This is a genomic window from Providencia sp. 6390, from assembly GCF_058148425.1.
The window spans coordinates 159,780-184,269 of sequence record NZ_JBYVYL010000001.1; the positions used below are offsets into that span (position 1 = coordinate 159,780).

Sequence of the window (24,490 nt, forward strand, 5' to 3'; positions counted from 1 at the left end):
TCTCTTTCACTTGCCGCCTAGCTGTAGCACGAATTATTTAGAGGATCCCCCCTCGTCGAATTTCGTGCTGAATGTTAGCTAATTCTTTGTTTAAACAAGCTATTTTCTATTTCTTATAGGGAGAAAGCGGTAATGGTGTAAACACAGGAATGGGATTAAAATAGTGTTTATTATGCGAAACCATTACCGCAAATTTGCCGATTAATTTAATGGCAGAACTTTATGAGGGCCAAAGCACTCATAATGAATGTTATCTGCTGAAACTCCCATCTCAATCAATTGCTTGCCAATATATTGCATAAAACCAACGGGCCCGCAGAAATAAAATTGCATATTTGGGGCTGTTAACCATTCTTTTACTGGTGACAAATCCATTAACCCACTGAACTGATAGTCAAAGCCTTGTTTGTCTTCAGGGCGGGGCTGATTGAACCATACCGCAGATTGGCTATTTTGATGGTGAGATAAATGTTTATTTACTTCATGATGGAACGCATGTACTGCACCATTTTCTGCTGCATGTAGCCAATTAATTTGTGCATCATGACCTTCTTGAGTTAATTGGTTAAGCATGCTTAACATTGGTGTTAAACCAACACCTGCAGAAATCAGCGTGACTGGTGTTTGATTGTCGACATCAATGAAAAAATCACCACAAGGTGGTGCCAATTGCACTATGTCGCCTTCATTGAGCTCACGGTGAATATAGCTAGAGACTGCGCCATCTTGTTCGCGTTTAACTGCGATACGATAGCTGTGACCATTCGGGGCGGTAGTGAGTGAGTATTGACGAATCTCTTGGTTAGCTAAGCTGTCATCATTGATGTAAATCGTAATGTATTGACCCGGACGATAATCTGCAACAGGTTGCCCATCAACAGGAACAAACTCGAAACTGGTGATCACATCACTTTGTGCTTGCTTAGAGGCAATGCGGAATTCACGCAGACCTTCCCACCCGCCTTTTTTATCGGCATTTTGGCGATAAATATCCGCTTCTCGGTTAATAAAAATATCCGCTAAAACGCCATAAGCTTTACCCCAAGCATCCAAGACTTCTTGACCAGGACTTAATAGCTCATCAATAGCTGCCAGTAAGTTTTCACCGACGATAGGATAATGTTCAGGTTTAATATTTAAACTTGCATGCTTTTGAGCAATTTTTTCAACTGCTGAAATTAAAGCTTCAGGGGTCTCAATATAGGTTGCGTAAGCACAAACCGCATTAAACAACGCTTCACGCTGTGATCCATTGTTTTGATGTGTCATGTTAAAAATATCTTTGAGTTCTGGATGCTGCTTAAACATTCTGTCATAGAAATGTGCAGTCAATTTAGGACCTGTTGCAGCAATGGCAGGGATAGTTGATTTAACAATAGCGATAGTTTGTTGGTCTAGCATGGCAGACTCCCTTGAAAATTATTCACTAGCAGATGAAATTTATAACATATATTTTAAATGCAACTTATAACTTTTAACTCACAATGTAAATAGCCTTATGAAAAAAAAGGTCTGAAAATAGAGTGTTCATGAGTATGAAGTCACAAAAGTAGCGTTTAATATCTTAACAATGTGAATATGACTGATTTTATTTTGCTGCAACTTACACTGATTTAGCATCAATAAAATATATGCAAACGTTTGCGTATATTTTTTGTTTAGGGCTATCACCTCGAACAAAAAGAGTTTACACTGTGTGTCATTGCATTAGTTTTGTTACCAACTTATTGAATAGCTGAGGCAGGAGAAGCGAATGTTAAAGCGTGAAATGAATATTGCAGATTATGATCCACAACTGTGGGAAGCAATGGAGCAGGAAGTTGTACGTCAAGAAGAACATATTGAATTAATAGCTTCAGAAAACTACACCAGCCCACGGGTGATGCAAGCTCAGGGATCTCAGCTAACAAATAAATATGCAGAAGGTTATCCGGGGAAACGTTATTACGGCGGCTGTGAATATGTTGATGTTGTTGAGCAATTAGCGATTGACCGTGCAAAAGAACTATTCGGTGCTGACTATGCTAACGTACAGCCGCATTCAGGCTCACAAGCTAATGCTGCTGTTTACATGGCATTACTGCAACCAGGTGATACCGTTTTAGGGATGAACCTTGCTCATGGTGGTCACTTAACTCACGGCTCACCAGTTAACTTCTCTGGTAAACTGTATAACATCGTGCCTTACGGTATTGATGAAAGCGGCAAAATCGACTACGACGATATCAAAGAACAAGCTTTAAAACACAAGCCTAAAATGATTATCGGCGGCTTCTCTGCTTATTCAGGTGTGGTTGATTGGGCTAAAATGCGTGAAATCGCAGATAGCATAAATGCTTACTTGTTCGTTGATATGGCACACGTTGCAGGTTTGATCGCAGCAGGTGTTTATCCAAACCCAGTTCCACATGCACATATCGTTACCACCACCACGCATAAAACACTAGCAGGTCCTCGTGGTGGTTTGATCCTTGCAAAAGGTGGCGATGAAGAGCTGTATAAAAAGCTGAACTCAGCGGTATTCCCAGGTTCTCAAGGTGGTCCGTTAATGCATGTTATTGCAGGTAAGGCGGTTGCACTGAAAGAAGCGATGGAGCCTGAATTTAAGGTTTATCAACAGCAAGTTGCTAAAAATGCGAAAGCGATGGTAGAAATTTTCCAACAACGCGGCTATAAAGTGGTGTCTGGTGGTACAGAGAATCACTTATTCTTAGTTGATTTAGTTGATAAAGATATCACAGGTAAAGATGCAGATGCTGCGTTAGGCCGTGCTAATATCACTGTGAACAAAAATAGCGTTCCTAACGATCCTAAGAGCCCATTTGTGACCTCTGGTATCCGTGTTGGTACACCTGCAATCACGCGTCGTGGCTTCACTGAAGCAGATGCACGTGAATTAGCTGGCTGGATGTGTGATGTGTTAGATAACCTTAATGATGAAGCGACCATTGAGCGTATCAAACAAAAAGTATTGAACATCTGCGCTAAGTACCCAGTTTACGCATAATTTAATTTAGAATTAAATATGTTTCAAAACCCGCTTCCAGAGCGGGTTTTTTGCATTGAAAAACAAGGAGGAATGATGGTAGTTCCATCAACGCGTTGGCTTGCAATTGACTATTTTACCTACTTTTTTGCCTACAGTATTTTCTTGCCGTTTTGGTCAATTTGGCTACAAGGGGAAGGCATTGACGCTGAAATGATTGGCTTACTGTTAGGGATTGGGCTTGCTGCGCGTTTTCTTGGTTCAATGTTTATCACACCAATGGTCAAAGATCCCTCTAAGCTAATTACTGCGCTGCGAATACTGGCTGCACTTTCTCTGTTATTTGCTGTTGGTTTTGCTTTTGGATCTCACTGGGCATGGTTATTCTTTGTTATGATCGGGTTTAATTTGTTTTTTTCACCGATGGTTCCTCTTGGCGATTCATTGGCTGGGACGTGGCAAAAACAATTTCCATTTGATTATGGCAAGATCCGCGTCTGGGGCTCAATAGCATTTATTATTGGTTCTTCATTGATGGGGTATTTCGCAAGTGTTTTTGGCCATCAATCGATCATGGTCGCATTAATTATTAGTTGCTTAGCACTATTATTAGGCGCAATGCTCAAACCAATGGTTATGCCTGCTGGGGCACCTAAAATTACAGGTGAATCAAAAGTCACCATCAAACAACTTATTGCAGATAAAAACGTCATCAGATTTTTAGTGTGTGTCAGCTTATTGCAAGGCGCACACGCGGCGTACTATGGGTTTGCTTCACTGTTTTGGAAAGAAGCGGGTTATTCAGACTCAGTAATTGGGAATTTATGGTCACTTGGCGTTGTCGCTGAAGTGATCGTCTTTATGTTAAGTAATAAATTATTCCGCCGCTGGAGTGCTCGTAATTTACTATTGCTCTCTGCGGTGTGTGGCATTATTCGTTGGAGTTTAATGGGGGCTTTTACTTCATTACCAGTATTGATTATTGTACAGATATTACACAGCGGAACGTTTACGGTTTGTCACCTTGCTGCGATGCGTTTTATCAGCTCACGTAAAGAAAATGAAATTATTCCATTGCAAGGTGTTTATTCAGCATTAGCGATGGGCGGCGGTTTGGCGATAATGACCATTGTGGTGGGGGCAGTTTATGAACGCGTACCTGATCAACATGGTGTGGTATTTTATTTAATGGCATTGTTGGCAATTCCTGCGCTGTTTATACGACCAAAAATAGCCGCGCAATAATTAGCCATTATCTGCATTATGATTATCTGCATACTTATAATGCAGATAATCATATATTTCAAATTGCATAAGGAACTTGTAGGTTATTATCCTCTCCATCCGCAGGCATTAAGTGCGCTAAGTAAGTTGTCATTATCGAGCCCTTGAGCAACGTGACCATTTCCTGATACTGTTTCCGCTGCAATTAATGCATTAATAATTGATTCTTCAACAGCTTCCGCCGCCGCTGCAAACAACGCTGAGATATGATCATCATTAACCATATTAACGGGAACAGTAAAATCACCTTGTCGTGAATAATCAGCAGCGGGTAAATTATTATTACCTGTTGAAAAGGCGAGAAAAATATCACCACTAGAGTTTTCCGTTCCACCACCGGTTCTGGCAATACCAATACTGGCTCTCTGTGCTAACCGAGTACATTGATGAGGTAATAAAGGTGCATTGGTGGCGATCACCACTACAATCGAGCCCATTCCAGAACTGTGAGCTAATTGTGGTTTAAATGGAGAGGGTAGGTGTGCTAGATGCCTACCGACAGGGTAACCACCGATGAGCAAGTTTTCTCGTTGCCCGTGGTTAGCTTGTACGATGGCTCCTACTGTCCATCCACCTTCTTTTGCCTCCAATTGACGCGATGCAGTGCCAATTCCACCTTTAAATTCGTGACAAATCATGCCACTTCCACCGCCAATGGCCCCTTCTTCAGGTTGACCTGAATGGGCATTCTGCTGTGCTTCGAGCACATGCTCCGCTTTTACATGGAAGCCGTTGATATCGTTTAGCAGCCCATCGAATGTTTCCATGACGACAGGCATGCTCCAATACAATGTATCATCTTCACTAGCTAGAGCGGCACGTTCACTAATGATAAGTGTATCGCGAACGATACCAACACTATGTGTATTGGTAAAAGCAATCGGACTCGTGAGCAGACCCGATTCACGGATCCATTCTAGGCCTGTTGCATCACCGTTGCCGTTAAGAACATGAACACCAGCAAAGCACGGTGATTGACGAGCCAAGCCACTTCTTGGCTCAATCACGGTGACGCCTGTATTGACATTTTTACCTGTTGATGTGCTAGTACGAATAGTTGAATGGCCCACACGAATACCTTCAATATCGGTGATTGCATTGAGTTTCCCCGGTGTTTTTTTTCCAATAATAATTCCTAAGTCACGCGATCGTAATTTCATTATTATTCTCCTTCAGTCGGTCGTATGGCTGTATTAACTACTTTTTTTCGGTGTTTAAGATTGAGTAAAAGACCTACCACAATAATTGCAGCGATAATAATAAAATCAGTAATTTTACTGCTGGTAGCAATTGACCAAAGCACATAGAGACAAGCGGCTAAGGTAATGATGGAAGGTATCGGCCATAATGGCATTTTATAAGGATGATAAATATCTCTATTACGGCTGAATAGCGTCGCTATTGCCATGATTATGTAAATAAATAATAACAATATAACAGTAAAGGAAGTCAGTTCTGCAAGGTTGGAGCAAAAAGCGAGTAGTGCTGATGGGACACAGAAAATAATAGTGGCAACCCAAGGTGTACCAAAACGTTTATGGATTTTGATCAGGTTACTATTCAATGAGGCAAACCAGAAGTTATCGCGTCCACTTGAAAATATCATTCTGCTGAATTGAACAACTATCGCAATAATAGCATTGAATACGGATAAATAAATCGCGGCACAAACCACTTTGGCTAATGTCGGCCCTCCTAGTTGAGTAATAATATAACCAACAGGATCCGCCTGTTTGGACATTTCTGCAAGTGAAGGGGCACCAATAATCAATGCTGCAAGTGGTACAATTTCAACCACTACTACAATTAATAGTGTCAATAAGATAGCAATGGCCATCGGTTTACCTTGTTCTTGCATGTCTTCAGCCATGTAAACCGCAGCACCATAACCATTATAGGAAAATAATGCTGTTCCAACCATAGCAACAATTAGCCCAAGGCTAACAGGCTCTAATGTGCCTGCCTCGTTATATACAGTTGGTGAAGTGAATACTTCAACGGATTGATGTGGATTACTGAATCCAAGGTATGCAATAAAGACAAGTATGGCTATTTCTAAAAATAAAAATACACCTGTGACTAATGCATTGGTTTTAATATTCAGTATAGCCAGAGCACCGCCAACCAATACGGTCCACATACCCGCCGTTGAACTGCTAAATTGTGTGCCAAGTGCGGTATTGAGATAAGGTATTGCACCACTGGCTAAGATAGCAGGTATAAACAGGGCACAAGCTAAAATAAACAAATAGGTTTGTAGGCCATATAAAGTGCCAAATAGTCGTTTAATGATGCTGTATTCACCGCCTGCGCTGGGGTGAGCTGCCCCCAATTCGGCATAGCAGAGTGCAATGTTGGCGGCAATAAATGCCGCAATCAGAAATGAAATGAAGGAACCTCCACCTGCACTAGCAATGGCGAGTGGAGCAATCACAAAAATTGAACTCGCTGGCGTAACACCTGATGCGGTGATCATAACCACATCAAAGATGCTGAGTTTTCTTTCTTTTTTTGTTGAGGCATTTTTTGTTTTCATTGTAAAACCCTCTCATTAAATACTTGGAGAAAGAGTGACAACAACTCGTCCATTGCCTTACGAATGTCACGAAATAGTTGGAGCTTGATAGTTTGTAATAATGTTAAGTAATGATGTGCTATGAGTGTCCACTTAAGAATGCAAATTGAGAGGCTTCAGAAGCTGAACGCTTCGGCCAACGTTGAGTTATGGTTTTGCGGCGAGTGTAAAAACGTACGCCATCGGGGCCGTAAGCATGCAGATCACCAAATAATGAACGTTTCCAACCACCAAAACTATGAAATGCAACGGGAACAGGAAGGGGGATGTTGATCCCGACCATGCCGACTTCGATTTCATCCATAAATAGGTGAGCGGCTTCACCATCACGAGTAAATAGACAAGTACCATTGCCATATTCGTGTTTATTGATCAGGGTAATCGCTTGTTCAAGACTTTCTACACGGACAATACATAGTACAGGGCCAAAGATCTCTTCTTGATAAATTCGCATCTGTGGTGTGACATAATCGAATAAGCAGCCACCAAGAAAAAAACCATCGGGATTATTTTCTGAAGCGAAATTGCGACCATCAACTAATAATTGCGCGCCACTATTAACGCCATCATCAATATAGCGTGTTACTTTATTGAAATGAGCTTGGCTAATGAGTGGGCCCATATCAAAGCCAAATTCGGTTCCTGCACCAATTTTAAGTGACTGTACATTAGGGATCAGTTTTTGAACGAGAGCGTTGGCTATTTTATCGCCAATGCAAACGACCACAGAAATAGCCATACAGCGTTCGCCACATGAACCATAAGCCGCGCCCATTAAAGCGTTGACTGCATTATCTAAATCAGCATCAGGCATTAAAACAGCATGGTTTTTGGCTCCACCAAGCGCTTGTACTCGCTTGCCTTGTTGAGTTCCTTGTTGATAAATATATTCAGCAACCGGTGTCGAACCCACAAAACTGATAGCACTAATGTCAGGATGATGAATCAAGGCATCGACGGTTTCTTTATCACCATTCACTACATTAAACACACCAGGTGGTAAGCCTGCTTGTTGTAATAAATGAGCGATAAATAAGGTGGAACTTGGCACCTTCTCTGAAGGCTTAAGCACAAAGGTATTGCCGCAAACAATCGCAAGTGGGTACATCCATAATGGCACCATTGCTGGAAAATTAAATGGAGTGATACCTGCAACAATACCAACAGGATGGAATGTGCTCCATGAGTCAATATCGGTACCTACATTACGACTAAATTCGCCTTTTAATAGTTCAGGCGCGGCGATAGCATACTCAATATTTTCAACCCCGCGCTTTAACTCGCCAGCGGCATCTTCACGTGTTTTCCCATGTTCTTCACTGATTAAAGTGACAATTTGTTGTTCATGATCTTCTATAAGTTGTTTAAATCGGTAGAAAATACGTGCGCGATTGATTGGAGTGGTCGCCTTCCAATGGGGAAGAGCCTCTTTAGCGGCTTGTACCGCATAATCGACTGTTGCTTGGCTAGCGACTTCCATCTGACGGATCACATCTCCAGTTGATGGGTTTTCAATATCAATATGACGATCATTATTTGTAAATGATTGACCATTAATTAATTGGGTTATTATTGTCATAATTGGTAAGCCCTAATTTAAATGTTGTAAAGTATTACCCACTGCATCGAACAAGCGATCAATATCCGCTTCTTGGCTATTAAACATTGGGCCAAATTGCAATGTGTCACCACTAAAGCGAACATAAAAACCCGCTTTCCAAAGAGCTAATCCAGCCTTAAAGGGACGAATGGTCGGATCACCATTTCTAGGCGCAAGTTGGATTGCACCAACCAAACCACAATTACGTATATCAACAACGTGTGAGCAACCTTTCAATGCATGCAGTTTTTGTTCGAAAAAAGGAGCAAGTTGTGCTGAACGTTCAATTAAATTTTCATTTTCAATTAGTTGCAATGTCGCTAAAGCAGCAGCACAAGCGACAGGGTGAGCTGAGTAGGTATAGCCATGAGGAAGTTCAACCGCATGCTCAGGTATATCTTGTGACATGAACGTGTTGTAGATTTCATCGGATGCGACAATGCCGCCAAGCGGAATAGCGCCATTGGTAATTTGTTTCGCAAAATTAAGGATATCTGGAGTGACACCAAAGAATTCAGCTCCGCTCCATGTACCCATCCGACCAAACCCTGTAATCACCTCATCGAAGATCAATAATATGTTGTACTGATCGCAAATTTCACGTAGGCGTTGCAAATAACCTAGAGGTGGAACAATTGCGCCTGCTGATCCTGATAGTGGTTCGACAATGACCGCAGCAATATTGGATGCATCATGGAGTTCGATTAGTTTTAGCATCTCATTAGCTAAAGCTATTCCACCTTCCTCCGCCATACCTTTTGTAAAGGGGATGTGAGGCTGTAAGGTATGGGGGAGGTGGTCAACATCCATGAATGAACCATAGAGCTTACGATTACCTCCTATACCACCTAGGCTAGTCCCTGCAATATTGACACCATGGTAGCCTCTTGCTCGACCAATAAGTTTAGTTTTTGACGACAGTCCTTTTATTCGCCAATAAGCACGAGCAATTTTGACTGCGGTATCTGTTGATTCCGAGCCTGAGCCGGTAAAAAACACATGATTAAGTGGCGTAGGCAATAATTGGGTGATTTTTTCAGCTAATTGAAATGATAAGCGGTGAGCAAATTGGAACCCAGGGGAGTAATCAAGAGTTCCTAGCTGTTGCGTAACAGCTTGTTGTATTTCAGCTCGAGTATGTCCAGCACCACAAGTCCATAAGCCAGATAGGCTGTCATAGATTTGACGTCCTTGTTCATCGGTTAGCCAGCTGTCTTTCGCCGATGTAATGATACGAGGGTCACGATGAAAGTATCGATTTGAGCTAAAGGGCATCCAATGTGAAGCATAATTTAACGGTGCATGCACGGTATTATCTGACATAAGCTGTCCTCCTTTTATGAATATTAAATAGTTTGCAATAGTGTATGTATAATGTTAAATAAAAATTAACAAATGTTTACTTGAGGGTTTTGTAAAGTAAATGAAACAAAAATCATTAGGACAAATTGCTGATTTTGACTTGAAATTATTAAGGATCTTTAAAACGGTTGCTGAGTCTGGCAGTTTTTCAGCAGCGGAAAGTTTGTTAGGCATATCCAGTTCCGCTATTAGTCTTTCGATGAGTGATTTAGAAAAACGATTAGGTATGAGGCTGTGCCAGAGAGGAAGATCCGGTTTTTCTCTCACTGATGAAGGTCGTGAAATTTTACAAATGAGTGAAACGATGCTGGCTTCTATAGAAAATTTTCGCCTACAAGTTAATCAAATGCATAAGCAATTACGAGGTGAATTTAATATAGGCATCATTAACAATTTAGTCACTCAACCTCAGATGCGATTGACCAATGCATTAGAAAAAATACGCGTCAAGGAGCCGAATATTCGTATTAACCTGAGCATGAGTACCGCTTCTGATATTGAAAGAGGGCTAATGGATGGGCGACTGCATGTGGGGGCATTACCTTACAATAGTCAAATCTCAGGTTTACATTACACTTCACTCTATGATGAAACGTCCTACCTTTATTGTAGCAACAAGCACCCACTATTTTCGGTAGTCGATCCGTTGGATGGCAACGAATTAACCCAGTTAGAAGCAGTGGTTCCAACATGTAGAATGACGGGAGAAATGGTTGCGATACATCAGCAGCTCAATTGTGTTGCCACAGCATCTGATCGAGAAGGAATTGCATTTTTGATCCTGACAGGGCGTTTAGTTGGTTTTTTACCTGATCACTATGCTGCAAGCTGGGTCGATAATGGCATAATGAGAGCGATATCGCCTGAACGATTTGTTGTGAAAAGAACAATTGCGATGGTGACACGCAAAGGTCAACATCCAAATGGCATAGTTGATTATTTTATCAAAGCATTGTCATGATAATTTGTCTCTAACCACCAACCGTGGTTTGATAGCTTTCATGGCTACCAGTATCACTAATATAAACGGCAAGGATCTTCTTATTAATTAGCGGGCTACCTTGGTAGGTAACCTGTTGATGAGAGAAAGGCGCTACCAAAATATTTTCTATTAATGGTTTCTCTGTTTCGTGTGTCATATAAAGCCCCGATAATGTTAAAAAATAAGGCGTTGGATTATTAATAGCTAACTGTTGGCCTGATTGGGTAAATTTAACGCTATCAGGCGCTTGTTCTCTTTTAGTGCTCAATCCTTGCGGTCGGTAGAAGAGTTTAATGCGAGTTTGTAAAGCGAACTGTAAAAAATTAGCATTTGAGGTTTTCTGTGGTTTCGGTGCGATATCTCGTACATTTAAATAAAAGATCGACTCTCGATCAGAGGGAAGCGTATTACCAATAAATTGAATTTTTAATTGCGTGCCTTCATTTGCATCAATTTTAGTCATCGGGGGGCTAACAATAAAGGGGGCATTGGTTGTTTCAGGCGTAGAATTGATATCTCCTTCATCGACCCAACTTTGTACTAATGAAGATTGTTCACTGTGATTGACAGCCTGAATCAATACATGTTTTTTATTGCTCGGGTACACGATACGAGTGCCTTGAAGCACAATACTGGCATGAGTTATCCAACTAGTTACCAGTAGCGATAATCCCAAAAACAGATACAGGTGAATGATAGTCCGCATGGTTAATTTATCCTTTAATTATAAGCAAATACAAGAGTGGCATTACTTGTCATCGGCCCTTTGGTTATATTGTTGGGATCATATGGATAATAATAAGCTCCCATATTAATTGAGAATGAAGGCGATAAAGCACTGCCTTTAGTAACACTAAAAATATTGGTAGCGTTATTTTGTGCACTGACACTATTAGAAAAAATAATGGGGGAGCTCGTAGTACTTGCGTTTACTAGACGAAACCCAACGCCTGTTGCGCCTTGTGTCGCTGTATTTGTGAGAACAGTATTGTCAGTTGCCAATAAATTACTACTGGCTAAAAACATTGAAATATCACGAGAGGCACTAGTACCTCCAGCAAGATCACTACAAGTGAAATTCAGTGTAAATGGCGTGTAGCCTGCGAGACTGTTCGCTTTGACATCATTAACACTGATAAGCGGCAGTGGTACGGTTAGCCCTTGATTTGAAAAATTACAGGTTGTTGTTACAGGGTTATAAGTTAACTGCATCGGTTGATAAAACATGTCTTCGGCATGGGTTGGCCATTGCAAGGTGATTAAAAATGTTACTAAATCAGATATCAGGCGCAGTAACCAATTAACAAGGCCTAATGACGTCACGTCAGTTGCCATCATCACAGGGCTGATTAACACAGTACTCCCTGCAACTACTTTATAATTGGAAGCCGGCGGACTACTCAGTAATTTAAATTGAATGGTAAAATTAGTATCAAGAGTCGACGCGGCATAGTCTCCGGGTTGGATATTGGTAACGCTTTGTTGACCTATGCTGTTAACTGAAATGGAAACCACTTGTTTTCCACCATTAAACCCAATAGCGATGGTGGATTGGCGAAATGGGCTATCAATACCAACGTTATTTTGTTGAAGAAGGCCTGGAGCTGAACAATGGTATTGCCCTGGAAATGCTGTTCTAGTTGGTTTATTGACTGTTGTTGAGGTGCTACTGAGATCTAATGATAAATCAAAATTGAGTGCAGGCGCGTCTTTGTTCCCTGAGTTATTACAACTGGCCGATACATAATGGCTAGTGAGTAGTAGGGTGGATGAAAGGAGTGCCAATAGAGACTTTTTCATCATAGCTTCCTTTATTGACAAAAATTATGGTTTTTATCCAGCGTTACTATTGGGTTATCAATAACGCATTCTTTTTTATCTTGCATATTGAGTTTAACGATCAGCGATGAAGGCAGCGTTTCATTCCTAATGTACAAAATGCCTGATTGGCCGACATTACCAAGATCATGGCCTTGGCGATCGGTAACCTCAGTGCCGAAGGGGAGGCTTTTACCATCGGCAAGAGAGGCTCTTAAAATAAAGGTTTGGCGAGGATCTGTTTCGAGGTTGATAACATTCACAGATCCTTGATAAGGCGTCACATGGCCCATATTGCCGACAATATCAGCGCCGGAGCTTTGATCTGTTTCTGATAAGGTATAAGTATTCATCCTATACGGCACTGTATTGGTTAACAGCACAATCCCTTGCTGGTTAGTTAAGGATGTCTGATTACCATTCACCATCATGTTATCTGCATTAGGCGCATCAATAATGGTATAGGTTTGTCCCATATCACCTGATAGAGCGACATGATAAGGAACCGCGACGACACTACCTCTGGCACCAACACCACCTTGGCGATAATTGTTGGCTTCACTGTAAGAGGCTGAAAGTGTGCTATAAGGATGTTTATAGCCAATATTTGCACTGGCTAAATTATTTCCACCTGATTGGTTAGAACCACTCAAGGTATAATTGACCTGACTTTCTTTACCTGTGACACCACTCATGCTGACAGTGGTTTGTTGATAATGGGAGTCAGCAAAGTAGCTTGATAAACTGATGTTGCTTGGCTTATCAAAAATAGACATCGGCACGCTGACATTTAAGTAATAACGCGTTTCTTCTTTGTTTTCATAGTTACGAATACGTGAAACTGAAATATTGTATGCAATATCTTGATAGTTATTGGCATAACCAACTTGATACTCTTTACTGGTGCTGTCAGTATTCCAATAATTACGATGCGTTGCAGAAGCAAAAACGGAGCCGTAATTGGCACCTAATTGCTGATTAAGATTCACCGTAAAGGTATTTTTGGCTCTAAAACCACGTAAGGCATCAAAGGTAATTAAAGACAGATCTGAAGTGCCATTATTGTTATTACTATTTTGGGCATCATCCAGATTTTTTCGATATTCATCCCAAGCACGGTAGTTATCTTGTGCATAAATAGAATCAATAAAACTGTAATAACCTTTGGTTGAATAACGATAGGTTGCGAAAGTTAAATTGGTTGATGTTGCAGTCACAAACTTACTGTAGGTTAAACGATAGCTTTGACCACTTTGATTACCTGAATCGAGATCGGTTTCTGCATGTGAAACATCGGCAGAGAGTGCACCAAAGCTGAAATTCCATCCACTGCCTACAACGGCCGAACGATATTTGTTGCTGAAAAGCGCTCCTGCATACAGCGTCACTAGATTATTCAAACCATAATGGATTTCACTCTGTGCAAATTTAGGTTGAAAGTGTGTATTATTGATTTTAGCTTGGCCTGCTAGAGCACTATAAGTCAAAACACCTTCTTTAAGCATTTCTGGCACAGAAGAGTAAGGCACACTAAACGACTCTTTTCGTCCGTCCGCTTCTTGGATAACCACCAATAGATCACCGCTACCAGCACTTGGCTGAATATCTTTAAACAGAAACTCTCCAGGGGGAACATTTTCTTGGTAAACCAAATTGCCATTTTGATAAACACTGACTAGCGCATTAGTTTGAGCAATTCCTCGGATAATGGGCACAAAATTTTGACTTGAATCAGGCAACATATTCATTTCAGTTGCCAAGGAAATACCACGAAAACGGATACTATTAAATAAACCGGCAGGGCTATAAAAATCACCAACGGTCATGCCTGATTTTATACTACTGAGTGGACGATAAGCATAACGAGTATTGTTTTTCCAGCCTTGTTGACCATGTGAATAGTAGCTATAGCTCGACTCATCACGAAATTGCCAAGCACCTAAGTTAATACCTGAATTTAATGTGGCAAAGAAATTCTCATTGTTTCGCTTAGCGTCTTTTTTTTCTTTATAAGTATAGTAGTTGGCATTATAGGCTAAGATGATTGCCGGTAAGCCGTGTTGCCAGAACTCAGGGTCAACATAACCGATAGCGGATTGCTGTATGGCGACTTGTGGCACTGCAATATTTAACCTTAATTGATTAAGGTCGAATTTAGCATGTAGGCCATCAACCAGCGTATTGATGGGAACCCATGTGTCTTGTTTGCTTTGTTCTAGTATCGTTGGTGATAAATTTAACCCTAATTTATTAATATCTTTGCTATTCAGATCAATTTTTTCACCATCATGGGTGATATCAATGATAAATTGTCCACGCCAAGTATTGTTAACATAGATGTCAGCAAGCTGCTTTCCATCAGGAATAGTATCTTTATGGTTTAATCGTGAAATATCTCCTAATGCAGATTGGCCAATCAATAGCGACATATCGAAGTCATCCGCTAGTGAATATTTGGTATAGTTATGCAGCCCAATTAATATAAATATATAAAGACAATGTTGTGTTTTCACGATGGTTTCTTCTTATTAAAGTTTTACATGTTCTGATTTATAAGCACCATAGTCGTCAACATATTTAATTACCAAGTTATGGCTAGTTAATCCCCCTTTTAATGGCAGTTCTTTGGAAGATAAAGGCGGGATCATATCAGCTGCAATTAATGATTTATTTAAATTATCTTCAGATGATATTGAGGCAATAGTAAAATGATAAGGTGAGTTATTTTTTACTAATATATGGTTATTGTTTAATTGGAAAATTATTTCTTTATATGCCTCATCTGCTGCAACAGTTAATCCTTTAGGGCGATAAAAAACTTTAATTCTTGAACGTGTTGCGAGTTGGATATAGTTTTTCCCTTTTGCATAATCAGGGGTTTTTGGAATATCTAATACATTAAGGTAGAAAACGCTCTCAATGTTATCAGGCAGTTTTTGTTCTAGCTTTTTCAGCTTTAATTGCTGCCCTTGATTTCCTTCTATTCTAACTACGGGGGGGGATAGATAAAAATTTGAATCACTGCTTTCTGGTGTAGAATCAAGATTACCGTTATCCACCCATGCCTGAACTAAAGCTGCACTATTACCTTCATTAGTTAATTGAATAGGGATACTATCCATCCCTTCAAGATATATAAAACGCGTACCATTGATAATAACATTAGCGAATGTATCTAATGAGAATAATAGGCAAGTTAAAAATAGTAATTGTTTTTTCATAAATGATTATCCATAGAAAACCAGACTCCTAAAGAGGCTGGTTAGACCGCAGACAAACGTATTTTGTTTGTCTGCGGTCGTTAAGGTTTTTGAAATAAACGAGGAAAATCAATTTATTGATTTTCGGTTGATAACACGGAGCGGGAAAAACCACGCTTTTATCCCGCTTCGTCAACAACCTCACCAGACCCTAATGAGTCTGGTTTTTAGTGTTATAGATAAGCTACAGTATAGATAACGTTAGAGTGTACGGCACCAGTAGTAGCTGTAGTTGCATTTGTTTTGTAATAACTGACTACGAATGAGTATGATGACCCCCCAGCTGTTGAAACAGCTGAGCTAGCGAGACCAGTATCAATGCCTGTTGGGCTATTTAATGTAAGTGCTACGGTTGGGCTAGTTGGAGTCGATATACTGAAACCAACGTTTCTAGCAACAGCAGGGTTTGTCTCATCAACAGTATCATTGACTAAGTAGAGGCCACTGGATGAAATGCTAGATGAACCAAAGAAATGAAGTTTTAAATTACCCGGAGAGGTTGCGGTTGTTGTACAGTTAGATAATGTTAGCGTAACTGTTTTTTGGTTTTTTGCAATAACGGTATTTGCTGTTGTACCTGCATCTGTAATGCTAATTGGATCGAGTAAAATAGTCATATCTGCACTATTTCCGCCATTAATAGTACATGTTGTATCACTAATAGCTCCTGTAATATTAATTTGACCACCAGATACAAGTGCTGCCGATAATGCAGAGCCAGACATCATAGATACAGATAATAAAGATAGCGGAAGTATGTATTTAAACATAGCTAACTCCATAAAGATTATATACTCGTCATACTTCAAGTTGCAGCGTTGTTGACTACACTCACTCGCACTAGTCACCTAGCTGCACCTCGAATTATTTAGAATATAGATTAGAATACGAAATAAAAATCTATTTCTGTTGTTTTTAATTTCAGCTGAAATAGGAAAGACTTCAGCTTATTTGAGCGTAGATATGTTTAATATTTATTTCAACTCACTATGAGAGTTTTTTTTGGTTTTGCCATTTATTAATTTTATTCAATAAGGTTAAGGTGAACTGTGTATTAATTAATGGTGTTATTATTTATTTTTGAACATTAATTGGGTTTGTTGAATTAAATAATTTATTAATAACATGGTCTTTAAAAAGCCAATTTATTCAACTAGTTTTGCATGGAAGTTAATTCTGGTGATATGTCAATTTTTTATTAAAAAACTTTTATTAAGAGAATGAGATGCCAATCTAATAAGAAAAACAAATTTTGATTATCTTTATTTGATTGGTTGAGTAAGGGAGAGAATCGATTTTTTTAGCAAGCATTTAAATAAAAAAAGACGCTGGATTATTTCCAACGTCTTAATAAGATGTGTTACTAGCGCTTTAATGCTTCAGATAATTCTTCACGCATCACAGACAGGATGTCTTTAACAATACGTGGGCTACCTGCAACAATATTGCCTGAAGCGAGGTAGTTATGGTTGCCAACAAAATCGGTCATAATACCGCCAGCCTCACGCATGATCAGCTCACCACCTAAGAAATCCCATGGTTTTAAACCGATTTCATAGTAAGCATCAACGCGACCCGCTGCAACATAACATAAATCCAGAGCAGCAGAACCTGTGCGACGGAAATCCGCACAACTTTCAAACATTTTGCTCATGATATTCATGAAGACGACAGAATGTTGTTTTTGTTTGAATGGGAAACCTGTTGCGACAATTGCACCATCCAGTTCGCGAGCGTCAGCACCACGTAAACGATAACCATTTAATTGTGAACCTTGACCACGAACTGCACTAAATAATTCGTTACGCATTGGATCGTAAACGACAGCAACTTCTGTGCGGCCTTTAATACGGACAGCGATAGAGACAGCAAAGTGAGGGAGACGTTTTGTGAAGTTGGTAGTGCCATCCAGTGGATCGATTACCCATTGAATCTCATCTTCTTTACCTAATAATTCACCACTTTCTTCTGTAATGATAGTGTGGTCTGGGTAAGACTTACGGATGACTTCGATAATCAAATGCTCTGATTCACGGTCAACGTTAGTCACAAAGTCGTTAGTGCCTTTTTGAGTGATTTGAACATTATCAGGCGTTTCATAGCTTTTAGCTATATGATTACCGGCCTTACGTGCAGCACGTATGGCGATGTTAAGCATCGGATGCATGGGCTTTTTCCACTGGAATGTTAAAGAACGAAAAACTTTGAGTGGGCGGATTATATAGATGTTCATCACAATAAGCAATTTTGTGTTAGACTCTTGCGATTATTTTTTATCAAAACGACTAAATCATGTTAGATAACATTCGTATTATTCTTGTAGAGACCTCACACACTGGGAATATGGGCTCTACTGCCCGCGCCATGAAAACCATGGGGCTATCCAATCTTTATTTGGTAAAACCACAAGTTCAACCTGATTCACATTCGATTGCACTTTCTGCAGGAGCCAGTGATGTGATCGGTAATGCTACCATTGTTGAAACACTTGATGAGGCATTAGAAGGTTGTAAGTTGGTGATCGGTACAAGTGCTCGTTCACGTACACTGTCTTGGCCAATGGTTGCACCGCGTGAGTGTGGTGAAAAGTCTGTCGCTCAAGCAAAAACAGCACCGGTTGCGATTATTTTTGGTCGTGAAAGAATAGGGCTAACCAACGAAGAATTGCAAAAGTGCCAGTATCATTTATATATCCCAACCAATCCTGAATATGGTTCGCTCAATTTAGCGATGGCCGTGCAACTGGTTAGCTATGAAATTCGTATGGCGTACCTCGCTATGGATGAAAAAAATACGATTCACACACAAGAGGATGAGGTAGAATACCCGCCGTCAGAAGATGTTGAACGTTTCTATGTGCATCTTGAAAGTGTTTTGAATGAATCAGGCTTTATCCGTAAGGCCCATCCAGGCATGATTATGAACAAGTTGAGGCGTTTATTTACACGTGCTCATATTGAAACTCAAGAGCTACATATACTACGTGGCATTTTGACTTCGATGGAAAAATGGGCAAAAAAATGAGTGGTATACTCTAAATAATTCCGTGGATAATACTTGAGTATTTTAGTCAGGTAAATAGTTGACTAAATTAGTCAGGAATGTCACAATTGGGCTATATTTTACCACGGAGTATATGTTATGAGACTCACTTCCAAAGGGCGTTATGCAGTAACCGCGATGCTAGATGTCGCGTTACACTCTCAGTCAGGTCCAGTACCTCTAGCTGATATTTCTGAGCGTCAGGGAATTTCCCTCTCTTATCTTGAGCAACTTTTTTCGCGTTTACGTAAAAACGATCTCGTTGCGAGTGTTCGCGGTCCAGGTGGTGGTTACCTGTTAGGTCGTGATGCTGACCAGATCTTCGTTGCTCAAGTGATTGCTGCGGTTGATGAATCGGTTGACGCAACACGTTGTCAGGGCAATAAAGAAGGTTGCCAAAATGGCGATCGTTGCCTAACACATGCTTTATGGCGTGACTTAAGTGACAGGATCACCAGTTTCCTAAGTAGTATCAGCCTTGATGAGTTGGTTAAAAATCAGGAAGTCATGGACGTTGCGGATAGGCAAGATAACGAAAAACGTCGAGCAACACTAGGTGGCTTGTCACCTGAAACCATTATCAATGTTCGTGCTTAATATAAAATAATTCAATAAATTGCAGTTGATGCAGTAGGCAGTCGAATGAAAGCCACATGTGTCATTGGAAAATGAAGACAATTTTGTCTTTTGGAGTAAGTGAGCAATGAAATTACCGATTTACCTTGATTATTCAGCAACTACACCGGTTGATCCCCGTGTTGCTGAAAAAATGATGCAATGTCTAACTATGGACGGCAATTTTGGTAACCCCGCTTCGCGTTCCCACCGTTTTGGTTGGCAAGCAGAAGAGGCCGTTGATATTGCACGTAATCAAATCGCTGAACTAGTCAACGCAGATCCACGTGAAATAGTATTTACTTCAGGTGCTACTGAATCAGACAACTTAGCGATTAAAGGCGCAGCAAACTTCTATCAGAAGAAGGGTAAGCATGTTGTCACTTGTAAAACTGAACATAAAGCAGTTTTAGATACTTGTCGCCAACTAGAACGCGAAGGTTTTGAGGTAACTTACCTCTCTCCACAGCGTAATGGTTTGATCGATTTGAAAGAGCTCGAAGCAGCTTTGCGTGATGACACTATCCTTGTTTCTATCATGCATGTGAATAATGAAATCGGTGTGGTACAAGATATTGCGGCTATTGGTGAAATGTGTCGTAGTCGCAACATCATTTTCCATGTTGATGCCACTCAAAGTGTTGGTAAATTGCCTATCGATTTATCTGCTCTGAAAGTCGACTTGATGTCATTCTCCGCCCACAAATTGTATGGTCCTATGGGGATTGGTGCGTTATATGTGCGCCGTAAACCTCGTATCCGTATTGAAGCACAGCAACATGGTGGCGGTCATGAGCGCGGTATGCGTTCAGGTACATTACCAGTACACCAAATCGTTGGTATGGGCGAAGCTTATCGTATTGCTAAAGAAGAAATGACTGATGAGTCTGCGCGTTTGCGTAAGCTACGTCTGCGTCTTTGGAATGGTATTAAAGATATCGAAGAAGTCTACCTCAATGGTGACTTAGAAAATGGTGCACCACACATTCTGAATGTCAGCTTCAACTATGTTGAAGGTGAATCATTAATGATGTCTCTTAAAGATTTGGCTGTATCATCAGGGTCAGCATGTACTTCTGCGAGCCTTGAACCTTCTTACGTTCTGCGTGCTTTAGGAATGAATGATGAGCTAGCACACAGCTCAATTCGTTTCTCTTTTGGTCGCTTTACAACTGAAGAAGAAATTGACTATGCAATCAAACAGATTCATGGCGCAATTGGCCACTTACGTGAACTGTCTCCATTGTGGGAAATGTTCAAAGACGGCGTAGATCTTAACAGCATTGAATGGTCTCACCATTAATCAGACAGTTTCAGGAGCTTAAAAATGGCATATAGCGAAAAAGTCATCGATCATTATGAAAATCCACGTAATGTGGGTTCATTTGATAACAATGATCCAAGTGTTGGTAGCGGCATGGTTGGTGCGCCAGCGTGCGGTGATGTAATGAAATTACAAATTAAAGTCAGTGATGAAGGCATCATTGAAGATGCTCGCTTCAAAACTTACGGCTGCGGTTCTGCAATTGCATCAAGTTCACTTGTCACTGAGTGGATGAAAGGCAAGAGCCTAGATGAAGCCGAATCGATTAAAAATACGGCTATCGCAGAAGAGCTAGAGCTGCCGCCTGTGAAAATTCACTGCTCAATTCTTGCTGAAGACGCAATTAAAGCTGCCATTGCGGATTATAAAAGCAAACGCCAAGGCAAATAAAGCTTTATACTCTAAACAATTCGAGGTGCAGCTAGGCAACAAGCGAATGAGTCGCTGGGAGCCTACACAAGTAGGTGATTAGTGCAAATGAGCGTAGTCAACAACACTGTAACTTGAAGGATGACGAGTATAACACCGGCGGCTAGCTGTATCAGGTTCATAAAGAAAACCTGTGCGGCTATATTATAGGTCGGTATAATAATAGTATTTTAGGGCGGATGCTAAAAGTAAACATAGTATCTGCCTTGTTTGTTTCTATAGTGAGGTTTGCAATGTCTATTTCTCTTACAGAAAGTGCTGCGCAACGTATTCAAGCTTTCCTAACTAGCCGCGGTAAGGGCGAAGGTTTACGCCTTGGTGTCAGAACCTCAGGTTGTTCAGGTATGGCTTATATCCTTGAATTTGCAGATATTATCAATGAAGAAGACACTGTTTTTGAAGACAAAGGTGTTAAAGTCATTATTGATGGTAAAAGCATAGTCTATTTAGATGGTACTGAACTGGATTTTGTCAAAGAAGGTTTGAACGAAGGCTTTAAATTTAATAACCCTAATGTCAGCAGTGAGTGCGGTTGTGGGGAAAGCTTTCACGTATAATACTTTCTATATACTCTGAATTATACTCTAAATAATTCAAGGTGCAGTTAGGCGACAAGTGAATGAGTCGCTAGGAGCATAGATAACTATGTGACTAGTGCGAGTGAGCGCAGTCAACAACACTGCAATTTGAAGTATGACGAGTATATTTATAGCATGACGAGTATAGACAATATTTTTGACCAATGCACTTATTGTGATTGTGACATGTCACGGCAAATCGTTTTCATAGATCTGCATTGGTATTTCAGTTCGAGAAACTAAATACTTATGGATTATTTTACTCTTTTTGGGTTCACTCCCAACTATACGATAGATAATGAGCAACTCGTTCAACGTTTTCAATCGTTACAGCGTCAATATCATCCAGACCGCTATGCAATCTGTTCTGAACAGGAAAAAATGCAAGCACTCCAACAAGCTGCAACGATCAACGCAGCTTATCAAGCTCTTCGCCATCCATTGAAGCGTGCAGAATACATGCTGTTATTGCAAGGCATCGATATTAATAACGAACAACATACGATGCACGACACTGCCTTTTTAATGGAGCAACTTGAACTACGTGAAGAGCTGGATAATATCGAAAATGATAGTCATGCTGCAGATTTAATTGTGAGTTTTATAAAAAACGTTAAGCAAATGCAAATAGCACGCTTGGCTCTGATGGTGACACAACTCGATCGAGAGCAATGGGAGCAGGCAGCGGATACAGTACGTAAACTACGTTTTCTTGACCGATTACAGCAGCAAGCTGAGCAGCTCGAAGAGCGCTTACTGGACGATTTTTAAGAGAAATAATTATGGCTTTACTTCAAATCAGTGAACCCGGTATGACTGCCGCACCGCACCAACGTAAGCTTGCTGCTGGGATAGATTTAGGTACTACTCACTCTTTAATTGCAACTGTACGTAGCGGTGAAGCCGCGGTATTACCCGATCATGAGGGCCGCTATTTATTGCCATCAGTTGTCAATTATCAAGCTGACAACAAACAAGTGGGTTGGGAAGCCAAACAACTTGCGGAGCTTGACCCTGTTAACACGATTATTTCAGTGAAAAGAATGATGGGGCGTTCATTAACAGATATTCAAAAACGCTACCCTGATTTACCTTATCACCTTACTGCCAGTGAAAATGGCTTACCATTTATTCAAACGGCCTCAGGGCAAGTTGACCCGATCCAAGTTTCTTCAGATATATTAAAAACGCTTGCTGAGCGTGCTGAAGAAACATTGGGTGGTGAAATGGATGGCGTGGTGATCACTGTTCCTGCGTATTTTGATGATGCACAACGTCAAGGCACTAAAGATGCGGCACGTTTGGCTGGGTTGCATGTATTACGTCTACTCAATGAGCCCACTGCGGCTGCTATTGCTTACGGTCTTGACTCTGGGCAAGAAGGAGTGATTGCTGTTTATGACCTTGGCGGCGGCACCTTTGATGTGTCTATTTTACGTTTAAGTCGTGGCGTATTTGAAGTGCTTGCAACGGGGGGTGATACTGCATTAGGTGGTGATGATTTTGACCAAGTATTGGCAGAGTGGATTGCTGAGCAAGCGGGCATTATCAGCCAAGGCGATCATCGTTTAAATCGTCAATTACTCAATGCAGCAACTGAAACGAAAATCGCACTCAGCGACACAGATAGTGTACAAATATCATTGCCACAATGGCAGGGTGAAATTCACCGCGAACAGTTTGAACAACTGATTCAAAACCATGTGAAACGTACACTAATGGCATGTCGACGTGCACTGAAAGATGCTCAAGTCGAAGCTGAAGATGTGCTCAATGTTGTGATGGTTGGTGGTTCGACTCGTGTCCCATTAGTTAGAAATAAAGTCGGTGAGTTTTTTGGAAAATCGCCATTAACTTCGATAGATCCTGATAAAGTTGTGGCAATTGGCGCTGCAATTCAGGCTGATATTTTAGTGGGTAATAAACCAGATAGTGACATGTTGCTACTTGATGTCATCCCACTTTCTTTGGGTCTTGAAACGATGGGGGGGTTAGTGGAAAAAGTGATCCCACGCAATACCACTATCCCTGTTGCTAGAGCGCAAGAATTCACTACGTTTAAAGATGGCCAGACAGCGATGACTGTGCATGTGGTACAAGGTGAACGCGAAATGGTTTCTGATTGTCGTTCTCTAGCACGCTTTGCGCTGCGTGATATTCCTGCAATGCCTGCTGGTGGTGCACATATACGCGTTACCTTTCAAGTGGATGCAGATGGACTACTGAGTGTGAGTGCAATGGAGAAATCGACAGGTGTCGCAGCTTCAATTCAGGTGAAACCTTCATATGGGTTAACTGACACTGAAATCTCAAACATGATTAAAGATTCGATGTCTAATGCTCAAGATGATTTCAACGCTCGTCGCTTAGCAGAACAAAAGGTTGAAGCTGCTAGAGTGCTTGAAAGTTTGACCAGCGCATTAGAGCAAGATGCACATTTATTGGCTCCAGAAGAAGAGTCAGCGATTGATAATGCAGTCAATGCATTAATTGAAGCGGTAGAAGGCACAGACCCTACCACTATTGAAAATGCCATTAAACAACTGGATAAGCAAACACAGGAGTTTGCAGCTCGCCGAATGAATACTTCTATTCGCCAAGCGCTGTCAGGCCATTCTGTGGATGAGATATAATT

Annotated in this window: 21 protein-coding genes; 10 read left to right on the forward strand and 11 right to left on the reverse strand. The window is 40.8% G+C overall.

Annotated features, from left to right (window positions below):
• Positions 1 to 201: 201 nt before the first annotated feature.
• Positions 202 to 1,401 (reverse strand): NO-inducible flavohemoprotein, encoded by a 1,200-nt coding sequence (gene hmpA / locus AC3Z9T_RS00845; RefSeq protein ID WP_490124335.1) that lies wholly within the window; start codon positions 1,399 to 1,401, stop codon positions 202 to 204.
• Between the two features lie 352 nt (positions 1,402 to 1,753).
• On the opposite strand from hmpA, the gene glyA reads away from it, so the two are divergent.
• Both glyA and AC3Z9T_RS00855 read left to right on the forward strand, forming a co-directional pair.
• Positions 1,754 to 3,007 carry a serine hydroxymethyltransferase gene (glyA, locus tag AC3Z9T_RS00850; protein ID WP_490124336.1) on the forward strand — a complete coding sequence of 418 codons (1,254 nt, stop codon included), beginning with the start codon at positions 1,754 to 1,756 and terminating at the stop codon, positions 3,005 to 3,007.
• Positions 3,008 to 3,082: 75 nt separating this feature from the next.
• A complete protein-coding gene (locus tag AC3Z9T_RS00855) occupies positions 3,083 to 4,231 on the forward strand; it encodes a 3-phenylpropionate MFS transporter (RefSeq protein ID WP_490125120.1) in 1,149 nt (382 codons plus the stop codon).
• Positions 4,232 to 4,317: 86 nt separating this feature from the next.
• On the opposite strand, the gene AC3Z9T_RS00860 is transcribed toward AC3Z9T_RS00855, so the two are convergent.
• The 4 genes from AC3Z9T_RS00860 to aptA all read right to left on the reverse strand — a co-directional run bounded on the left by AC3Z9T_RS00860 (position 4,318) and on the right by aptA (position 9,768).
• Positions 4,318 to 5,430 (reverse strand): DmpA family aminopeptidase, encoded by a 1,113-nt coding sequence (locus tag AC3Z9T_RS00860; RefSeq protein ID WP_490124337.1) that lies wholly within the window; start codon positions 5,428 to 5,430, stop codon positions 4,318 to 4,320.
• 2 nt (positions 5,431 to 5,432) lie between these two features.
• Positions 5,433 to 6,806, reverse strand: coding sequence for an APC family permease (locus AC3Z9T_RS00865; RefSeq protein WP_490124338.1), 1,374 nt, complete (start codon positions 6,804 to 6,806; stop codon positions 5,433 to 5,435).
• A gap of 118 nt (positions 6,807 to 6,924) precedes the next feature.
• Positions 6,925 to 8,424, reverse strand: a complete 1,500-nt coding sequence (locus AC3Z9T_RS00870) for a CoA-acylating methylmalonate-semialdehyde dehydrogenase (RefSeq protein ID WP_490124339.1) — start codon at positions 8,422 to 8,424, stop codon at positions 6,925 to 6,927.
• 12 nt (positions 8,425 to 8,436) lie between these two features.
• The gene (gene aptA / locus AC3Z9T_RS00875; RefSeq protein WP_490124340.1) at positions 8,437 to 9,768 is read right to left on the reverse strand and encodes an omega-aminotransferase AptA; all 1,332 of its coding nucleotides are present in this window, start codon (positions 9,766 to 9,768) and stop codon (positions 8,437 to 8,439) included.
• Positions 9,769 to 9,868: 100 nt separating this feature from the next.
• Here aptA and AC3Z9T_RS00880 point away from each other — a divergent pair, with 100 nt between their 5' ends.
• Positions 9,869 to 10,768, forward strand: a complete 900-nt coding sequence (locus tag AC3Z9T_RS00880; RefSeq protein ID WP_490124341.1) for a LysR family transcriptional regulator — start codon at positions 9,869 to 9,871, stop codon at positions 10,766 to 10,768.
• 10 nt (positions 10,769 to 10,778) lie between these two features.
• Here AC3Z9T_RS00880 and AC3Z9T_RS00885 read toward each other — a convergent pair whose 3' ends face one another.
• The 6 genes from AC3Z9T_RS00885 to suhB all read right to left on the reverse strand — a co-directional run bounded on the left by AC3Z9T_RS00885 (position 10,779) and on the right by suhB (position 18,034).
• Entirely contained in the window at positions 10,779 to 11,495 is a 717-nt protein-coding gene (locus AC3Z9T_RS00885) for a fimbrial biogenesis chaperone (protein WP_490124342.1), read from the reverse strand.
• 14 nt (positions 11,496 to 11,509) lie between these two features.
• Positions 11,510 to 12,592 (reverse strand): fimbrial protein, encoded by a 1,083-nt coding sequence (locus tag AC3Z9T_RS00890; protein ID WP_490124343.1) that lies wholly within the window; start codon positions 12,590 to 12,592, stop codon positions 11,510 to 11,512.
• 8 nt (positions 12,593 to 12,600) lie between these two features.
• Positions 12,601 to 15,120, reverse strand: a complete 2,520-nt coding sequence (locus tag AC3Z9T_RS00895) for a fimbria/pilus outer membrane usher protein (protein ID WP_490124344.1) — start codon at positions 15,118 to 15,120, stop codon at positions 12,601 to 12,603.
• A gap of 15 nt (positions 15,121 to 15,135) precedes the next feature.
• The gene (locus tag AC3Z9T_RS00900) at positions 15,136 to 15,828 is read right to left on the reverse strand and encodes a fimbrial biogenesis chaperone (protein ID WP_490124345.1); all 693 of its coding nucleotides are present in this window, start codon (positions 15,826 to 15,828) and stop codon (positions 15,136 to 15,138) included.
• Positions 15,829 to 16,040: 212 nt separating this feature from the next.
• On the reverse strand, positions 16,041 to 16,637 hold the full coding sequence (locus AC3Z9T_RS00905; RefSeq protein ID WP_490124346.1) for a fimbrial protein: 597 nt from the start codon (positions 16,635 to 16,637) through the stop codon (positions 16,041 to 16,043).
• Positions 16,638 to 17,230: 593 nt separating this feature from the next.
• Positions 17,231 to 18,034 carry an inositol-1-monophosphatase gene (gene suhB / locus AC3Z9T_RS00910; RefSeq protein ID WP_490124347.1) on the reverse strand — a complete coding sequence of 268 codons (804 nt, stop codon included), beginning with the start codon at positions 18,032 to 18,034 and terminating at the stop codon, positions 17,231 to 17,233.
• Between the two features lie 125 nt (positions 18,035 to 18,159).
• Here suhB and trmJ point away from each other — a divergent pair, with 125 nt between their 5' ends.
• The 7 genes from trmJ to hscA all read left to right on the forward strand — a co-directional run bounded on the left by trmJ (position 18,160) and on the right by hscA (position 24,488).
• A complete protein-coding gene (gene trmJ, locus AC3Z9T_RS00915) occupies positions 18,160 to 18,891 on the forward strand; it encodes a tRNA (cytosine(32)/uridine(32)-2'-O)-methyltransferase TrmJ (RefSeq protein WP_490124348.1) in 732 nt (243 codons plus the stop codon).
• 117 nt (positions 18,892 to 19,008) lie between these two features.
• Complete coding sequence (gene iscR / locus AC3Z9T_RS00920) at positions 19,009 to 19,506, forward strand: Fe-S cluster assembly transcriptional regulator IscR (RefSeq protein ID WP_070930052.1); 498 nt, start codon at positions 19,009 to 19,011, stop codon at positions 19,504 to 19,506.
• Between the two features lie 106 nt (positions 19,507 to 19,612).
• Positions 19,613 to 20,827: an IscS subfamily cysteine desulfurase gene (locus AC3Z9T_RS00925; RefSeq protein ID WP_490124349.1), complete on the forward strand. Its 1,215-nt coding sequence runs from the start codon at positions 19,613 to 19,615 to the stop codon at positions 20,825 to 20,827.
• Between the two features lie 24 nt (positions 20,828 to 20,851).
• Positions 20,852 to 21,238: a Fe-S cluster assembly scaffold IscU gene (gene iscU, locus AC3Z9T_RS00930; protein ID WP_070930054.1), complete on the forward strand. Its 387-nt coding sequence runs from the start codon at positions 20,852 to 20,854 to the stop codon at positions 21,236 to 21,238.
• Between the two features lie 272 nt (positions 21,239 to 21,510).
• Positions 21,511 to 21,834, forward strand: coding sequence for an iron-sulfur cluster assembly protein IscA (gene iscA, locus AC3Z9T_RS00935; protein WP_490124350.1), 324 nt, complete (start codon positions 21,511 to 21,513; stop codon positions 21,832 to 21,834).
• A gap of 270 nt (positions 21,835 to 22,104) precedes the next feature.
• Complete coding sequence (hscB, locus tag AC3Z9T_RS00940) at positions 22,105 to 22,626, forward strand: co-chaperone HscB (protein ID WP_490124351.1); 522 nt, start codon at positions 22,105 to 22,107, stop codon at positions 22,624 to 22,626.
• Positions 22,627 to 22,637: 11 nt separating this feature from the next.
• The gene (gene hscA, locus AC3Z9T_RS00945) at positions 22,638 to 24,488 is read left to right on the forward strand and encodes a Fe-S protein assembly chaperone HscA (protein ID WP_490124352.1); all 1,851 of its coding nucleotides are present in this window, start codon (positions 22,638 to 22,640) and stop codon (positions 24,486 to 24,488) included.
• The last annotated feature ends 2 nt before the right edge of the window (positions 24,489 to 24,490 follow it).

Coding starts and splice junctions, on each gene's coding strand:
- hmpA (WP_490124335.1), bottom strand. CDS start 1,401: ATGCTAGACCAACAAACTATCGCTATTGTTAAATCAACTATCCCTGCC.
- glyA (WP_490124336.1), top strand. CDS start 1,754: ATGTTAAAGCGTGAAATGAATATTGCAGATTATGATCCACAACTGTGG.
- AC3Z9T_RS00855 (WP_490125120.1), top strand. CDS start 3,083: ATGGTAGTTCCATCAACGCGTTGGCTTGCAATTGACTATTTTACCTAC.
- AC3Z9T_RS00860 (WP_490124337.1), bottom strand. CDS start 5,430: ATGAAATTACGATCGCGTGACTTAGGAATTATTATTGGAAAAAAAACA.
- AC3Z9T_RS00865 (WP_490124338.1), bottom strand. CDS start 6,806: ATGAAAACAAAAAATGCCTCAACAAAAAAAGAAAGAAAACTCAGCATC.
- AC3Z9T_RS00870 (WP_490124339.1), bottom strand. CDS start 8,424: ATGACAATAATAACCCAATTAATTAATGGTCAATCATTTACAAATAAT.
- aptA (WP_490124340.1), bottom strand. CDS start 9,768: ATGTCAGATAATACCGTGCATGCACCGTTAAATTATGCTTCACATTGG.
- AC3Z9T_RS00880 (WP_490124341.1), top strand. CDS start 9,869: ATGAAACAAAAATCATTAGGACAAATTGCTGATTTTGACTTGAAATTA.
- AC3Z9T_RS00885 (WP_490124342.1), bottom strand. CDS start 11,495: ATGCGGACTATCATTCACCTGTATCTGTTTTTGGGATTATCGCTACTG.
- AC3Z9T_RS00890 (WP_490124343.1), bottom strand. CDS start 12,592: ATGATGAAAAAGTCTCTATTGGCACTCCTTTCATCCACCCTACTACTC.
- AC3Z9T_RS00900 (WP_490124345.1), bottom strand. CDS start 15,828: ATGAAAAAACAATTACTATTTTTAACTTGCCTATTATTCTCATTAGAT.
- AC3Z9T_RS00905 (WP_490124346.1), bottom strand. CDS start 16,637: ATGTTTAAATACATACTTCCGCTATCTTTATTATCTGTATCTATGATG.
- suhB (WP_490124347.1), bottom strand. CDS start 18,034: ATGCATCCGATGCTTAACATCGCCATACGTGCTGCACGTAAGGCCGGT.
- trmJ (WP_490124348.1), top strand. CDS start 18,160: ATGTTAGATAACATTCGTATTATTCTTGTAGAGACCTCACACACTGGG.
- iscR (WP_070930052.1), top strand. CDS start 19,009: ATGAGACTCACTTCCAAAGGGCGTTATGCAGTAACCGCGATGCTAGAT.
- AC3Z9T_RS00925 (WP_490124349.1), top strand. CDS start 19,613: ATGAAATTACCGATTTACCTTGATTATTCAGCAACTACACCGGTTGAT.
- iscU (WP_070930054.1), top strand. CDS start 20,852: ATGGCATATAGCGAAAAAGTCATCGATCATTATGAAAATCCACGTAAT.
- iscA (WP_490124350.1), top strand. CDS start 21,511: ATGTCTATTTCTCTTACAGAAAGTGCTGCGCAACGTATTCAAGCTTTC.
- hscB (WP_490124351.1), top strand. CDS start 22,105: ATGGATTATTTTACTCTTTTTGGGTTCACTCCCAACTATACGATAGAT.
- hscA (WP_490124352.1), top strand. CDS start 22,638: ATGGCTTTACTTCAAATCAGTGAACCCGGTATGACTGCCGCACCGCAC.